The organism is Aliiroseovarius sp. S1339 (assembly GCF_023195695.1).
GTDB lineage: Bacteria > Pseudomonadota > Alphaproteobacteria > Rhodobacterales > Rhodobacteraceae > Aliiroseovarius.
This window is the reverse complement of sequence record NZ_JALPQG010000003.1, coordinates 177,871-192,180: the sequence shown is the minus strand read 5'-3', so window position 1 is coordinate 192,180 and position 14,310 is coordinate 177,871. Positions and strand designations below refer to the sequence as shown.

The window sequence follows — 14,310 nt, the reverse complement described above, 5'->3', positions numbered from 1 at the left end:
CCTGAACCTAGATGTTTTGCAACAAACTCAAAGCAATCGCGCCGCTGGACATGGACGCAGCGCCTGACGCGATCTGCGCCCGTACAAGGAACAACCTGTTAAGCTCGTCCTTCTTGCTCTGATCCGAAAACTGATCGACGGTGTTGTCCCCGAAATAGCGATCGGCCTTATTTCGAAAGGTGGTGAGTTGTTGGTCAATATCGACCGCCCCAAACGCGCTGGGCAGGCCAAACGCAGTCTGGAAAACCTCGCGCAGGGGCGGGTCTCCCATAATCTTGTACCACTTGGTTTCATCAGACCCCGAACCCCGAACGATATCGGACAGTTCATTATCCAGCGTCATCGCCAACCGCATATTCGAATCCTGCTGACCGACTGCAATCTCGAATTGTTTCGACTTGTAGGCGGCTGTAATATTTGAGCCAAAATCCGAAATCTGAGTGCGCGGGATCTCATAGTCACCAAACCCAAAATCCTTGGCAAACTGGAGATACCGTTTGTCAGAAAGTTTGTTGGCAAGATCGCTCGGGTCGAGCGTGCCATCATCCAGCACCTTCTTGACGAAATACGTGCTGTTGATGTCATCGCCCAGACCATAAGCCCCCAAGGCGACACGCAGCAAGCGACGATCATCCATTAGATCATCGCTGGTTTGCACACTGGCGATTTTACTTTCGAAGTACTTCGTATCACGCTGGATTTCTGGCGACGCATCAAATGCTTTCTGTTGCGCCGCCTGTGTTCTTTGTAAAAACGCCCAGCCCGCAGCACCTCCCATTGGGATAACTGGCTGGTAGCTCATGACAGTCGCGCACCCAATAGACGTTCTTCGCGCGGCAACAGCGCCCGAAGTTGCTTCAGCGCGAGATAATACTGATCCTCTAACACTGCGCTTGTCGACTTGGATAGTAAGTCGCGGCTGTCATCATCGGTCAAAACCTGGCTCAACTGTTCAATTCCACGCAAAAGCTGCAATCTTGCCTCGTCTTTCATGATGTCACCCGACAGCACAAGCTGGGCGATATAACAAACCCTCCGCACCGGTGTGTTGGCAGTTTCGGGATGGATCGCATCCCGCAAACGCAGGATGTTGGCGTTCGGTGTCACGATAGACAGGCGCGAACGGCGGTCTCCATTTTCGATGACAGCCCCGTTAATCAGAACGCGTTCTTTCGGACCCAGCTTCAAGACAAGACCGCTCATGGTGCGCCCTCCGACTGGCGCAAACCGCGCATGACGGCCGTGTTGATGTCGACCAGCACAGTGGCATCTTCGTCGCCCGACAAAATTTTGCGGCTGTGATCCGCGGTAAACTCGGCAAGATAAAATACGCGTGCGCGAAGATCATCGGGTAGACCATTTCCATCATCGGCCACATCAGCCGCCAGCAAGGTCCATAGCCGTCGGTTTTCGTGAAGAGCTTGTGCCAAATCGGCAAAGCTTGACGTTCGCGCCCGACCCAGTTGGTGAGTAACCTTTGCAAAGGCTTCATATTCGGTGCCGCGAGAGGTGCGCAGCGGGGCGCGGGACGAGGAATTATAGGCCGTTTTGGCCAAGGCAACAGCGTTCACAGGGATTTCCTTCCAGTGACGAGAAACTAAATGGGGCTAGGGTGAGGGCGCCATTTTGGCGCCCTCGTTAGGTTCTAGCGGAACAGCGACAGGACGTTCTGCGGAGCCTGGTTCGCGATCGACAGGGCTTGTGTGCCAAGCTGCTGCTGAACCTGAAGGGCTTGAAGCCTTGCAGATGCTGCTTCCATATCGGCGTCAACCATTGCGCCGATACCGGCCTTCAGCGAATCCGTGAGCTTACCTACGAAGTCGGACTGAATCTCGATCCGGCCTTCGACCGTACCGAAAGTTGCGGCGGCGTCGATCGACGTCTGGATCATGTTCTCGATGGCACCAAGCGCCGTATCTGCGCCACCACTGGTCGAAACATCCAGGTTGGCCAGACCAGCCAGTCCACCCGATCCGCGCGATGCGCTGAACGAGAAGGCCGCATCCGCATTGGTTTCATTGGTGATCGTAAGGTGGCCGGTGTTGGTGTCGGCATCCATGCTGAAGCTGTTGCTGTCCAGCCCTTGAGATATAAGAGCGTTCTTCATACCCGCAACGAGCGCTTGCGCGGTATCGCCTTCCTTGACGACATAGGTGCCTTGAACGCTTCCGATTGTCAGCGAAAGCTGGTCACCGACAAGCAGCCCCGCCGGGTCAGCATTGTTGATACCGGCAGTATTCGGCTTCACTGCCGCCCCACCACCAAGGAACGCGAAGGTGTCCATTGTGATGAAATCTGCTGTGCCGCCATCATTGGCGTCAATCATACCGGCAGTCCCGCCATCGATCCCGACCGACGCCGCTGCCGCACCCAACGCCACTCCGGCTGTCAGCGACAGGTTTTGCGCGTCGACACCAATCGAGCTGGTGCTGACAGAACCATCAGCCTTACGGTCAAGTGAGGACAGAACATCCACACCCGTATTCCCATTGGAATTGGTATCTGTTTGCGATCCGTCCACCAAGTTCAGACCGTTGAACTGCGCCGCACCAACCACCGAAGTGATTTGGTTACGCAACGCGACAATATCGGTTTGGATTTTGCCGCGATCAACGTTGTCTTCCTGGGCAGCGACGATCTTTGATTTGATTTCAGTCAGCAGATCGGTCACGGTCTCTGACGCTTGGCGGGCAACCGCAACGGTGCTTTCGCCCAAGGACAAGCTATCCGAGATGCCTTTGAAGCCTTTCACGTCCGCTTCCATCACCTTTGAAATTGCCCAAACAGCGGCATTGTCTTTGGCTGACCCGATGGCTTTTCCCGTCGAAATTTCAGCCTGCGTGCCAGCGAGGTTGGAGTTGATGGATTTCAGTGTCTGAAGCGCGACCATTGCGCTGTTGTTCGTCAGAATACTGGACATTGAGTATTTCCTTAAGTCATTGGCGCTTTGCGCCAGATTTCATATCCGCCTGTCGTGGCAGGGTTTCAAAGCCATTCTGACCGTTGCGATGCCGAAATTACGGCACGCGCCATCCCCTCAGGATGCAGAAAAAGGATGGTACGAATTCTCTAAAGGAAATCTGAATCGCCGCGCCTCGTTTGCATTCAATTTGAGACAACTCAGACATTGTCAGGCCTTTCGCTCGAAGCGCGATTCCTGCTTGGACAGATCCTGTGGGCGCCCCGCTTGGCTATAGGTACGCAGCTCGGTCTGGCTGGTTTTTAGGGCATCAAGGCGTTGCTTTACTGACCGAATGCCACGGGCCGCCGCCGCCAGAAGTTGCTGATTTCGGTCAACTTGGTCACGCAGTCGCTCAAGCAGCGGAAAGTCTTCATCCGACGCTTTCAGGGCGTTCAGCAGCCGTTCTTTTTCGGGGAGCAGCCGGGAGAGTTTCTCAATCTCGCCCGCCAGAATCTGCGTGCGTTCCCCCTCCAGCAGGTCCTCAAGTGCATTCAAAACCGCACGGGAGTTAGCGTGTGCCATGATCTTGCTCCTTCAACGCTTCAAACAGAGATTGGGCCAGCCCTATGCCGCCCGCCTTGACCATTTCATCAGCCTGAGCTTGACGAAGAAACGATGAGAACTGGTCTTCCCCAGCGCCGCCGCCAAAGCTGTCGGGTGTTTTGCCAACGCCAGCGGATTTCAGCATCTCCGACAAGAAACTGGCTTCCAGCTTTCGGGCCACGTCCATCAGACGGGCGTCGTCCGGCCCTTTTAGGCCGGTATTTGGCGTTGCGACGGCCATCTTGGCATTACCAATAGGATCCATTTCGACCCTCTCTTTTTAGAACAATTTTCTTGGTTATCTCATCAAGCGGTAAAGAACTGGTAACCCGGGTCTGCAATGGTCAGTACATCGGAGTCAGAACACCCGGATATATGAATGCAGATCAATCAGACCGCTCTTATCGCTGGGCTAAGCGATGCAGACAATCGCCAGAATAACCAACCGGCCAACGCGCAAACGGATGAGGTTGGCACCACCGCCAGCGATGCGGTGTTCTCGCTTGCAGCGGAACTTGTGCCCGCAAAGATCGAACCCATTCGGAACGCGCAACTGGGACTACCCCGCCATGGCCAACCCGAAAGCGTTCCGGAGCAAGAAGGCGTAAGCGCAGTCGATGCGTCAGTAAAGACGAAGGGCGAGGTGGCGGCGGGTCCCGTGATGTCATCCCAAGCGTTAGGAAACACGCCGCCTGCATCTACGCAGGGCGACCGGCCCGCTGATGGACCGCAGGCGCAAGCCATTCCAAAAGGATGGGCGGGTGAAGCGTCGCCTTTCAGTCCGGCGCGCGACGTTCAACCGCAACCGGCAAGGCCGCGCCGCACGGTCGAGTTGTCGAACGACAGCAGAGCTCTCGCCACGCCGGGCAAGGATGCACAGGGACCGCGTGACACCGCAACAACGGCACCGTCGACTTTGACGCCACCACCCCCCACATCCTTACCCATTCAGGCGACCGCAACGCTGCAAGCCCGACAGCTAGTTGTCAAAGACCCTGCCTTTCAGGAGGTCTTCACGAAATCGGAGGAGGCACCGTTAGAGTTTGCCGCCCCACAGTTCCGCGATGCGGGTCAGCAGACCCAACCGCTTCGCACGACACCAGACATGCCACGCATCGTCTCCGCGCAACTGGCCGAGGTGGCGCGTTCCAATCCCGACAAGCCGGTGGAACTGACCCTGAACCCCGAGGAACTTGGGCGTCTGCGATTAACGTTCCGAACTGACGCATCCTCAATGAACGTCATCTTGCAGGTTGAACGACCCGAAACATTGGACCTGATGCGCCGCCATATCGAACAGCTGGCGCAGGATATGCATGAGCTCGGCTATGACGATGTCAGTTTCACGTTCCACCAGCAGGGGGACCCACCCGCCGATGGGCAATCCAAAGGCGATGCACAACCAAACCAAGCGGGCCGTTCCAATGGCTTTGCCCACCAACCGGTGCAGGATGTTGTGCAAATCAGCGTTGGCGAAAATGCCGGCATGGACATCAGAATTTAAGGAGTTCCCCAAATGGAGATTTCGCAGAACATGCCCGCCGCTTTAACGGCTGGCCCCGCCCAATACACGCAAGCCACCAAAAATGGTGACGCCGTGATCTCATCTGATTTCGAGACGTTCTTGAAGATGCTGACGGCGCAGATGGAAAATCAAGACCCTCTGAACCCGATTGAATCATCTGACTATGCCGTGCAACTGGCGACCTTCTCGGGAGTCGAACAGCAGGTGCGGACAAACGACCTGTTAGACGGGCTTGGCACCAAACTGGGCTTGATGGGCCTGTCAGACATTGCGGGCTGGGTCGGGATGGAGGCACGTGTCGCAGCCCCCGTTTTGTTCGATCAAAGCCCGGTCACGCTGGTGCCCCAACCGGCAAACGGGGCGGATGAAACACGGCTGGTGGTTAAGAACGCAGCCGGCGACGTGATGGAAAACAGGGTCATACCAATGACGACTGACCCGGTTGAATGGGCGGGCGTGGATCAATCCGGCGCGCCGTTGCCGCGCGGTGTTTACACGTTTGAACTGACCAGCTTAGGCAACGGACGACACCTTTCGACCGACCCAGTGCAGGCCTACAGCAAAATCACCGAAACCCAGAATAGCGACGGCAAATTGTGGCTGATCCTTGAAAGTGGGCAAAAGATTCAGGCCGAAACCGTTTCGGCCATTCGCGAGCCATAACCAGCGGTTGCCCTTGCCGCTGCCGCGCCCTAGCTTGGCGCCAATTCTCGAAGGGTACCACCGCAATGGACATTATGCGAACGCGGTCAGCGCTGGACCAGCTCAAACGCATCTGGTCTGATGCAGGGGTAATCCCCGATGGCGCCAGATGGGCTGCACTGGCCGGTGGGCGGACCAATCCGATCTGGAAGGTCGATCTGGACGCCCAAACCACTTTGGTCTGCAAGCTTTTTACCCTCAACAGTGCAACACCCTTATTTGCAAATGACGGCACACGGGAAGCCTTGGCCTTGCGCGCTTTGTCCGGAACTCAAATTGCCCCGGAATTGGTGGCCTTCCAGGATAGCAGATTGGGTGAAAGCATAGTTTACAAGCATATCAGCGGAGCATTTTGGCGCGGAGACGTGACGATGGTCGCAAAGCTGATGGCGCGCCTTCACCAGCACCCATTGCCTGAGGGCCTGCCACATATGACGGTGACGCCTGCGTCCCTGATCGCAAATGGGCGCGCGATGGCGGTTGCGGGACAGAATGGTCCGCCGCCTCCACCGGCTGCGCCAGACCTTCCCCCTGCCCGCCGCGCGTTTCTGCACGGAGACATCGTGCCGGGAAACATTCTGGAAACCCGCGACGGGTGTCGGCTGATCGACTGGCAATGCCCTGCCATCGGCGATCCCAGTGCGGATATTGCCATGTTCCTGTCGCCTGCAATGCAGGTGCTCTATGGTCACCGGGCATTGAGCGCGGACGAGATCGAGAAATTTCTGTTGGCCTACGAACGCGAAAGCCGCGACAGCATTTCCATCTCCCGCTACCGCGCGTTGGCACCCCTTTTTCAGTGGCGGATGGCGACCTACTGCCAATGGAAAAGCGCCCTGGGGGATCACGACTATGCGCATGTTGTCGCGCTGGAAATGGCCGCGTTAGAGCAGGCTTGAAACCCACACCGCCACAAGCGCCAATCCACTGCCCAGAGTGACGTAACCCATCGCCCGAAATGGGCGCGCGCGGTCAGGTTCGGGCAAGGGTGTGGATTGCCGGATCAATGCGGCCTCTGCAAGTTCGGGCAGACGCGGGCCGAACCGGGCCAGAACACGCGCCGTTCGCGCCAGATCGCGCAACAATGCTTTAGGGCCGATCGAGCTGGTGATGTAGTTTTCCACCACTGGCTTGGCGACCTGCCATATGTTGATGTTCGGGCTTAGCGAGCGTGACACGCCTTCGACGACCACCATGGTGCGTTGCAGCAAAATCAGTTCGGTGCGGGTTTCCATACCGAACCGTTCGGTCACCTCGAACAGATAGGACAGAAGCCGACCCATCGAGATTTGGGTGGCATCCATTCCAAATATCGGCTCGCCAACTGCGCGCAACGCGCGGGCGAATTCCTCGACATTGCGGTCGGCGGGCACATAACCCGCCTCAAAGTGGACCTCGGCGACACGACGATAGTCACGGGAGATGAAGCCATACAGAATTTCGGCATAGACACGGCGAGTGTATTCGTCGATCCGCCCCATGATGCCGAAGTCGATGGCGATGATATCCCCGTTCGCGGCGAATTTCAGGTTGCCTTGGTGCATGTCACCATGAAACAGACCATCGCGCAGCGCGTGCGACAAGAACAGTTGCAACACCCGTTCGCCCAGCGCGTCCATGTCCAACCCCGAGGCGCGAATGGCGGGCAGATCGTTTGCCGCAAGGCCTTCGCCCCAGCCCAGCGTCATCACCGTACGGCCAGACAGGCCCCAGTTCACCTTGGGCACCACGAAGCCCGCGTCATTCGCCGTATTCTCTGCAAACTCGCTGGCCGAGGCGCTTTCCAGGCGCAAATCAAGCTCGCCCAGCACCACGCCTTCGAAATGCTCGACCACATCGGTGGGGCGCAGACGGCGGGTGGAGGGCAGCAACCATTCGATAAAGCTGGCTGAGAAATGGAATGCATCAATATCGGTGCGAAAGGCGCGCTCGATATGCGGGCGCAAAACTTTGACCGCGACATCTTCGCCAGTCGCAGCGACCCGTGCACGGTGCACCTGCGCGATCGACGCTGCGGCAACGGGTTCCGAAAACTCCGAAAACACGTCGTCCACTTTCACGCCAAGTTCTTTTTCGATCATCCGCCGGGCAACCGCAGACGGGAACGGCGGCAGCTTGTCCTGCAGATACTGCAATTGGTCAGACAGTTCAGCGCCGACAACATCAGGCCGGGTTGAAAGGATTTGACCGAACTTAATATACGCCGGGCCCAGCGCCGTGATCGCGCGGGTCAAGGGCGGCAGGGACGTGTCGCCCTTCTTCCCCAGCCACGCGAAGGGAAACCCAATGACGCGGGCGGCAAGCCTAATGGCCGGCGGCGCGTTCATCGCGTCCAGCACAACGCCCATTGCGCCCGTCCGCTGGAAGGTCGCACCGGTACGGATCAGCCGCCAGATGTTGTGGGGTCCGCGCATCCTAGATTTTCCACCCTGAATGCAGCGCCGCAATGCCCAACGACAGGTTGCGGAACTTTACATTTTCGAAACCCGCGTCACGGATCATTTGCGCGAAAGTCTCTTGATCGGGGAAGTTTCGGATCGATTCGACCAGATACTGATAGCTGTCGGCGTCATCCGCGATCAGCTTGCCCATGCGCGGGATCACGTTAAAGGAATAGAGGTCGTATAGTTTCTGCATCCCGTCATTGGGAAGCTGGCTGAACTCTAATACAACCAGCCGCCCACCGGGTTTCAACACGCGAAAAGCTTCCTTCAATGCATCAGGAATGCGCGTCACGTTGCGAATGCCGAAACTGATCGTATAGCGGTCAAAACTGTTATCTTCGAACGGCAGCGCCATCGCGTCGCCAACCACCCAATCAAGACGATCCGCCTTGTTGGTCGCGTCGGCTCGTTTGCGGCCTTCGACCAACATCGACTCTGTCATGTCCAGCACGACGGCGGAAGCCGCTGGCGCGCGGTCAAGAAACCGGAACGAGATATCGCCGGTGCCACCTGCCACGTCCAACAGCCGCTGACCGTTTCGCGGCGCCAACCAATCCATCATCGCATCTTTCCAAACACGGTGGATTCCCACAGACATGACGTCATTCATGATGTCATATTTCGACGCGACGTTGGTGAAAACGCCGTGAACCATCCCGGCCTTGTCGTCCTCGGCCACGGTCTTGAACCCAAAATGGGTTGTTTTTGTCTCGGAGGTGCTCATCAGGCTTGCCCATTCCTTGCGATTGATCCCTCATATCGTGACGAATGGTGGCACACAATGGAGAGGCGGACGAGATGCCCGAATTACCTGAGGTCGAGACGGTTCGCCGCGGCTTGTCCCCCGTGATGGAAGGCGCGCGGATTGCGCGCGCCGAAACCCGGCGTGACGGGCTGCGTTGGCCGTTCCCCGACCGGATGGCAGAGCGCCTGACGGGTGCGCGCGTGCTGCGGCTTGGGCGGCGGTCGAAATACCTGCTGGCTGACCTCGATACGGGTGAGACGTTGATTACCCATCTTGGCATGTCAGGGCGGATGCTGATCTCGGGTCATCAGTTGGGGGAGTTTCAGCACGACCACCCGGCGCCCGAAAAACATGACCATGTGGTGTTGGACATGGACAACGGCGCGCGGGTGACGTTCAACGATCCTCGCCGGTTCGGGGCAATGGATTTATGCGAGACTGCGACATTGGGCGACCACAAGTTGATCCGCGTGCTTGGGCCAGAGCCGCTGGGCAACACCTTTGACGAGCCATATCTGCAAGCCGCCCTAAGTCACCGCAATTCGCCCATCAAAACTGCCCTGCTGGATCAGGGAATCATCGCGGGACTGGGCAATATATATGTGTGCGAGGTGCTGTTTCGCACAGGGATTCACCCAACCCGCAAGGCCGCGCGCATTGCACCGGCACGGATCGCGGGGCTTGTTCCGATCATCCGCGACGTGCTGTCTGAAGCGATCGAAAGTGGCGGTTCGTCTTTGAAAGACTATCGGCAGGCGGATGGCGATCTGGGCTATTTCCAACACAATTTTCGGGTCTATGGACGCGAAGGTGAATCCTGTGTGACGCAAGGTTGCACTGGAAGAATAAGGCGAATCACGCAATCCGGGCGGTCAACTTTCTATTGCGCGCAATGCCAAAGATAGCTTGATCACCGCGGCGGGCATGCTTACGACTCCGCTTCGACCACCACGGACAAAGGCAGGGGGAACCATGGCCTATAAGAATATTATCGTTGAGACCGAAGATCACATCTGTCTGATCAAGCTCAACCGACCCGACGCGCTAAACGCTTTGAACCTTCACCTGCTGGGTGAACTTGGCGATGCGCTGGCAGACGCCCAGAAGAACGACAAGGTGCGCTGCATCGTCGTCACCGGAACTGAAAAGGCTTTCGCGGCTGGCGCCGACATCAAGATGATGGCGGAAAAAAGCTTCGTTGATGTTTTTGCGGGCGATCTGTTCACCCCGGAAGAAGATGCCATCATGCGCATTCGCAAGCCGATCATCGCAGCCGTGTCCGGCTATGCGCTGGGCGGCGGGTGCGAATTGGCTATGATGTGTGATTTCATTATCGCGTCTGACACCGCCAAGTTTGGCCAACCCGAGGTAAACTTGGGCGTAATGGCCGGTATGGGCGGCACCCAACGTCTGACCAAGTTGGTTGGCCGCGCCAAGTCAATGGATATGAACCTGACCGGTCGTTTCATGGACGCGGAAGAGGCCGAACGCTCCGGGCTTGTCAGCCGCGTCGTGCCGGCCAAAAAGCTGATGGACGAAGCCATGTCTGCAGCCGCGAAGATTGCCGAGAAGTCGATGATCACCGTCATGGCGATCAAGGAAACGGTCAACCGCGCAGAGCAACTTCCGCTGACCGAAGGCATCCTGTTCGAACGCCGCGTTTTCCATTCTCTGTTCGCGACCGAAGATCAGAAAGAAGGCATGGCCGCCTTTGCTGAAAAGCGCGAACCGCAGTTCCGCGACAAATAAAGCAATTATTGGGTTCCCTTTGCGGAAGTTTTTCCGTAAAGGGTGCCGCATACATGCGCGTGAGGCCCGCTTTGGCCAGAATCATCGGTTCTGAACCCGGTTGGGTGCTGGCGCGCAGCTATTGAAATGTAAACCACACCCGATGAAGGGATCAGACACATGGCCAATTCGACCCAATCCAAAAAACGCGCCCGTCAGAACGAGGCTCGTTTTGCTGTAAACAAAGCCCGCCGTTCGCGCATCCGCACCTATCTGCGCAAAGTTGAAGAAGCGATCGAGACTGGCAACAAAGATGCCGCTTCGGCAGCCCTCAAAGCAGCCCAGCCTGAACTGATGCGCGGCGTAAGCAAAGGCGTTTACCACAAGAACACCGCGGCGCGCAAAGTGTCGCGCCTGGCGGCACGTGTGAAAGCGCTGAGCTAAACACGATTCTGGTCGAAAGACCGGTTTTGAAAAACAAACGGAGCGTGTCCGCAAAGGCACGCTCCGTTCGCGTTTCTGGCGATAAAAATTGCATAAGTGAAAGCCACTTGAGATTCGTTTTTGGAAAGAATGAGTCAAGCGCGAAGTTCTATTGCGCGAGCCGCTGACAGGTTGCTAGCTTGCATGCAGCGATTCACATCGCCGACTTGGGACTATGATACAATCAAGGGGTAAACCCTTGAAAAATTAGGTTAAAATTTGACCTGAAGATTGAATCGGAGCCTGTCCGGTTCAGTTAGCGTTAGTTTTTATTCCGACTTGGGGGTTGGGTTAAGAGCGGGCGTTTTCAGAGATTGTCGGACCGCTTAGGCCCGGCACCTTATTTTGTTGTTCTGTCTCCATGCCCGCATGGGCGCTCCCTGTCACAAGACCGATGTCTTGTGCAGCGAGCGCTTATCGGTTTGGTACGCCTTGGTGGGGCGGGTGTGCCAGGTTTCTGTGAGTCGTCAAGCGCTTGGGCGCTTTAGTGTCGATTTGTTTGGGAAAATTGGCTGTCGTCAAACAGCCTATGTAAGAAACCGAGTTGAGGTAATATGACGAACGAAGAATGGGGACTTGTTCGAAGCAAGCTGCAAAAATCTGTAGGGCAGAATAACTACACCAACTGGATTGAACCGCTGGAATTTGCCGATCTGAAGAACGGGGTCGCCACTTTTTTGGTTCCGACCAACTTCTTGGGCAATTGGGTGGACCGCAACTTTGGTGACAAGATTTTGCGCCATATGCTGGGCGAGGGGCTGAAGGTCTCACGGCTGGAATTCTCCGTGCCCGCCAAAGCAACACATACGCCAGCCGCGCAGGTGATGAACGGTGCTAAAGTTGCCCCGGCAACCGTTGCCAAGCCCGATCAGGACGACCTGCCCGGTGCCCCGCTTTACGAACGTTTCACATTTGACAATTTCGTTGTGGGCAAACCGAATGAATTGGCCCATGCCGCCGCGCGCCGCGTGGCTGAAGGCGGCCCTGTCACCTTCAACCCGCTTTTCCTGTATGGCGGTGTGGGGTTGGGCAAGACCCACCTGATGCACGCGATTGCGCATGAAATGATCGCCCGCAACCCCGAGCTGCGCATCGTTTACCTGTCTGCCGAACAATTCATGTATCGTTTCGTTCAGGCGATCCGCGAAAAACAGATGATGGATTTCAAACAACTGTTCCGCTCGGTCGATGTGCTGATGGTTGATGACGTCCAGTTCATAGCTGGCAAGGACAGCACACAGGAAGAATTTTTTCACACGTTCAATGCTTTGGTGGACCAGAACAAACAGATCATCATCTCGGGCGACCGCGCTCCGGGTGAAATCAAGGACATGGAAGACCGCATTAAAAGCCGTCTGCAGTGTGGCCTTGTAGTTGACCTGCACCCGACCGACTATGAGCTGCGCCTTGGCGTGCTGCAAAATAAGGTGAACAGCTATCGCGAGCAATATAACGGTCTGGTGATTGCCGATGGCGTACTGGAATTTCTGGCCCATCGCATTTCAACCAATGTGCGGGTGCTGGAAGGCGCGTTGATGCGCCTGTTCGCCTTTGCCTCGCTTGTAGGCCGCGAAATCACGCTTGAACTGGCACAAGACTGCCTTGGCGACATCCTTCGCGCCTCGGACCGCAAGGTCACGGTTGAAGAGATCCAGCGCAAGGTCAGCGAACATTACAACATCCGCCTGTCCGACCTGATCGGCCCTAAGCGGGTGCGCACAATCGCCCGCCCGCGTCAGGTCGCGATGTATCTGGCCAAGCACATGACGTCGCGGTCGCTGCCGGAAATCGGGCGCCGTTTCGGTGGGCGTGACCACACCACGGTCATGCACGGGGTGAAGCGGATTGACGAGCTGAAGGGCATCGACGACCAGATCGCGGAAGACCTGGAGCTTCTGCGTCGCGCGCTGGAAGCCTGAATAGGCTCGGATTTGGCGGGTTTTAGGGCCCTAAAGCCTTGACCCGCCCGCGAAAGAATCAGACATTCCCAATAACGAATTGAGCCGGGCGGTGAACGTGATATGTTCGCCGCCCCGGTATCTGTCAGGAGTGGGACATGAAGATTAGTATTGAACGCGGCGCGCTGCTTAAGGCCGTGGCACAGGCGCAGTCAGTTGTTGAACGCCGCAACACCATTCCCATCCTTGCAAATGTGCTGATCGAAGCCGAAGGCAACAGCGTGTCTTTCCGCGCGACCGATCTGGATATCGAAGTGGTCGACAAGGCCGACGCCGTGGTCGAACGCGCAGGCGCGACAACCGTATCTGCCGTGACCTTGCACGAGATTGTGCGCAAGCTGCCCGACGGTGCGCTGGTTCAGCTGACCGATGACGGGGCAACGGGGCGGATAACGGTGGAAGCCGGCCGCTCGAACTTCTCGCTGGCGACTTTGCCTAAGGAAGACTTCCCGGTCATGGCCTCGTCCGAATACTCGGCCAACTTCTCGGCCCCTGCGCCGGTTCTGCGCCGCCTGTTCGACAAATCAAAATTCGCAATTTCGACGGAAGAGACACGATATTATCTGAATGGTGTCTACCTGCATGTCTCAGACGCCGATGGCGGCAAGGTGCTGCGCTGCGTGGCCACAGATGGCCACCGTCTGGCACGCATCGACGCTGATCTGCCCTCCGGTGCCGAAGACATGCCCGGTGTGATCGTGCCCCGCAAGACGGTGGGCGAGATGCGCAAGCTGCTGGATGACGATGATGCGATCATCGCGGTGTCCGTTTCAGAAACCAAGATCCGCTTTGCGACACCGGCGATCACCCTGACCTCGAAGGTCATTGACGGCACCTTCCCCGACTACACCCGCGTTATTCCCACCGGGAACACCCGCAAGCTTGAGGTGGACGCGACCGCATTTGCGCAGGCGGTGGATCGTGTGGCAACCGTTTCAAGCGAACGGTCCCGTGCAGTGAAGCTGCAATTGGACGAAGATCGACTGATTTTGTCGGTCAACGCCCCTGACGCAGGCGCGGCTGAAGAAGAATTGGCCGTAGCTTATTCAGACGAACGGTTGGAAATTGGCTTCAACGCCAAATACCTGCTTGAAATCGCAAGCCAAGTGGATCGCGAGAATGCGGTGTTCATGTTCAACTCGTCCGGTGATCCGACGCTGATGCGCGAAGGCAATGACACCAGCGCCGTCTATGTCGTCATGCCGATGCGTGTGTGATCT

Annotated in this window: 16 protein-coding genes; 8 read left to right on the top strand and 8 right to left on the bottom strand. The window is 57.0% G+C overall.

From position 1 onward, the window contains the following. Positions 1-7: 7 nt before the first annotated feature. The 6 genes from MUY35_RS05775 to MUY35_RS05745 form a co-directional block, all read right to left on the bottom strand. Complete coding sequence (locus MUY35_RS05775) at positions 8-802, bottom strand: DUF1217 domain-containing protein (protein ID WP_248364673.1); 795 nt, start codon at positions 800-802, stop codon at positions 8-10. After that, positions 799-1,203 (bottom strand): flagellar biosynthesis repressor FlbT, encoded by a 405-nt coding sequence (flbT, locus tag MUY35_RS05770; RefSeq protein WP_248364670.1) that lies wholly within the window; start codon positions 1,201-1,203, stop codon positions 799-801. The genes MUY35_RS05775 and flbT overlap by 4 nt, the downstream gene beginning before the upstream one ends. After that, a complete protein-coding gene (gene flaF / locus MUY35_RS05765; protein WP_248364667.1) occupies positions 1,200-1,571 on the bottom strand; it encodes a flagellar biosynthesis regulator FlaF in 372 nt (123 codons plus the stop codon). Before flaF ends, flbT begins: the two co-directional genes overlap by 4 nt. 74 nt (positions 1,572-1,645) lie before the next feature. Further along, positions 1,646-2,920: a flagellin gene (locus tag MUY35_RS17100; RefSeq protein ID WP_282569194.1), complete on the bottom strand. Its 1,275-nt coding sequence runs from the start codon at positions 2,918-2,920 to the stop codon at positions 1,646-1,648. 210 nt (positions 2,921-3,130) lie between these two features. Then, positions 3,131-3,484, bottom strand: coding sequence for a flagellar biosynthesis protein FlgN (locus MUY35_RS05750; protein WP_248364664.1), 354 nt, complete (start codon positions 3,482-3,484; stop codon positions 3,131-3,133). Beyond that, positions 3,471-3,746 (bottom strand): rod-binding protein, encoded by a 276-nt coding sequence (locus tag MUY35_RS05745; RefSeq protein WP_248364919.1) that lies wholly within the window; start codon positions 3,744-3,746, stop codon positions 3,471-3,473. Before MUY35_RS05745 ends, MUY35_RS05750 begins: the two co-directional genes overlap by 14 nt. Positions 3,747-3,884: 138 nt before the next feature. On the opposite strand from MUY35_RS05745, the gene MUY35_RS05740 reads away from it, so the two are divergent. The 3 genes from MUY35_RS05740 (at position 3,885) to MUY35_RS05730 (ending at position 6,631) form a co-directional block, all read left to right on the top strand. Further along, complete coding sequence (locus MUY35_RS05740) at positions 3,885-5,009, top strand: flagellar hook-length control protein FliK (protein WP_248364662.1); 1,125 nt, start codon at positions 3,885-3,887, stop codon at positions 5,007-5,009. A 12-nt stretch (positions 5,010-5,021) separates the two neighbouring features. Continuing rightward, positions 5,022-5,693 carry a flagellar hook capping FlgD N-terminal domain-containing protein gene (locus MUY35_RS05735; RefSeq protein WP_248364661.1) on the top strand — a complete coding sequence of 224 codons (672 nt, stop codon included), beginning with the start codon at positions 5,022-5,024 and terminating at the stop codon, positions 5,691-5,693. Positions 5,694-5,758: 65 nt separating this feature from the next. Next, positions 5,759-6,631: a phosphotransferase gene (locus MUY35_RS05730; RefSeq protein WP_248364660.1), complete on the top strand. Its 873-nt coding sequence runs from the start codon at positions 5,759-5,761 to the stop codon at positions 6,629-6,631. On the opposite strand, the gene ubiB is transcribed toward MUY35_RS05730, so the two are convergent. Both ubiB and ubiE read right to left on the bottom strand, forming a co-directional pair. Continuing rightward, entirely contained in the window at positions 6,617-8,146 is a 1,530-nt protein-coding gene (gene ubiB, locus MUY35_RS05725; protein WP_248364659.1) for a 2-polyprenylphenol 6-hydroxylase, read from the bottom strand. The two genes, MUY35_RS05730 and ubiB, sit on opposite strands and share 15 nt — an antisense overlap. A gap of 1 nt (position 8,147) precedes the next feature. Next, a complete protein-coding gene (gene ubiE / locus MUY35_RS05720) occupies positions 8,148-8,900 on the bottom strand; it encodes a bifunctional demethylmenaquinone methyltransferase/2-methoxy-6-polyprenyl-1,4-benzoquinol methylase UbiE (protein WP_248364658.1) in 753 nt (250 codons plus the stop codon). A gap of 74 nt (positions 8,901-8,974) precedes the next feature. Between ubiE and mutM the strand changes: the two genes are divergently transcribed. The 5 genes from mutM to dnaN all read left to right on the top strand — a co-directional run bounded on the left by mutM (position 8,975) and on the right by dnaN (position 14,307). Next, positions 8,975-9,826, top strand: coding sequence for a bifunctional DNA-formamidopyrimidine glycosylase/DNA-(apurinic or apyrimidinic site) lyase (gene mutM, locus MUY35_RS05715; RefSeq protein WP_248364656.1), 852 nt, complete (start codon positions 8,975-8,977; stop codon positions 9,824-9,826). A gap of 67 nt (positions 9,827-9,893) precedes the next feature. Further along, a complete protein-coding gene (locus MUY35_RS05710; protein ID WP_248364654.1) occupies positions 9,894-10,670 on the top strand; it encodes an enoyl-CoA hydratase in 777 nt (258 codons plus the stop codon). A 159-nt stretch (positions 10,671-10,829) separates the two neighbouring features. After that, entirely contained in the window at positions 10,830-11,093 is a 264-nt protein-coding gene (gene rpsT, locus MUY35_RS05705; protein WP_248364651.1) for a 30S ribosomal protein S20, read from the top strand. Positions 11,094-11,686: 593 nt separating this feature from the next. Continuing rightward, positions 11,687-13,051 (top strand): chromosomal replication initiator protein DnaA, encoded by a 1,365-nt coding sequence (gene dnaA / locus MUY35_RS05700; RefSeq protein WP_248364648.1) that lies wholly within the window; start codon positions 11,687-11,689, stop codon positions 13,049-13,051. A gap of 137 nt (positions 13,052-13,188) precedes the next feature. Beyond that, positions 13,189-14,307 (top strand): DNA polymerase III subunit beta, encoded by a 1,119-nt coding sequence (gene dnaN, locus MUY35_RS05695; RefSeq protein ID WP_248364646.1) that lies wholly within the window; start codon positions 13,189-13,191, stop codon positions 14,305-14,307. The last annotated feature ends 3 nt before the right edge of the window (positions 14,308-14,310 follow it).

Excerpts from the sequence above, each read along its gene's own strand:
- MUY35_RS17100 (WP_282569194.1), bottom strand. The coding sequence starts at position 2,920 with ATGTCCAGTATTCTGACGAACAACAGCGCAATGGTCGCGCTTCAGACA.
- mutM (WP_248364656.1), top strand. The coding sequence starts at position 8,975 with ATGCCCGAATTACCTGAGGTCGAGACGGTTCGCCGCGGCTTGTCCCCC.
- ubiB (WP_248364659.1), bottom strand. The coding sequence starts at position 8,146 with ATGCGCGGACCCCACAACATCTGGCGGCTGATCCGTACCGGTGCGACC.
- MUY35_RS05710 (WP_248364654.1), top strand. The coding sequence starts at position 9,894 with ATGGCCTATAAGAATATTATCGTTGAGACCGAAGATCACATCTGTCTG.
- MUY35_RS05775 (WP_248364673.1), bottom strand. The coding sequence starts at position 802 with ATGAGCTACCAGCCAGTTATCCCAATGGGAGGTGCTGCGGGCTGGGCG.
- MUY35_RS05735 (WP_248364661.1), top strand. The coding sequence starts at position 5,022 with ATGGAGATTTCGCAGAACATGCCCGCCGCTTTAACGGCTGGCCCCGCC.
- ubiE (WP_248364658.1), bottom strand. The coding sequence starts at position 8,900 with ATGAGCACCTCCGAGACAAAAACAACCCATTTTGGGTTCAAGACCGTG.
- MUY35_RS05750 (WP_248364664.1), bottom strand. The coding sequence starts at position 3,484 with ATGGCACACGCTAACTCCCGTGCGGTTTTGAATGCACTTGAGGACCTG.
- dnaA (WP_248364648.1), top strand. The coding sequence starts at position 11,687 with ATGACGAACGAAGAATGGGGACTTGTTCGAAGCAAGCTGCAAAAATCT.
- flbT (WP_248364670.1), bottom strand. The coding sequence starts at position 1,203 with ATGAGCGGTCTTGTCTTGAAGCTGGGTCCGAAAGAACGCGTTCTGATT.
- MUY35_RS05730 (WP_248364660.1), top strand. The coding sequence starts at position 5,759 with ATGGACATTATGCGAACGCGGTCAGCGCTGGACCAGCTCAAACGCATC.
- MUY35_RS05745 (WP_248364919.1), bottom strand. The coding sequence starts at position 3,746 with ATGGCCGTCGCAACGCCAAATACCGGCCTAAAAGGGCCGGACGACGCC.
- MUY35_RS05740 (WP_248364662.1), top strand. The coding sequence starts at position 3,885 with ATGCAGATCAATCAGACCGCTCTTATCGCTGGGCTAAGCGATGCAGAC.
- rpsT (WP_248364651.1), top strand. The coding sequence starts at position 10,830 with ATGGCCAATTCGACCCAATCCAAAAAACGCGCCCGTCAGAACGAGGCT.
- dnaN (WP_248364646.1), top strand. The coding sequence starts at position 13,189 with ATGAAGATTAGTATTGAACGCGGCGCGCTGCTTAAGGCCGTGGCACAG.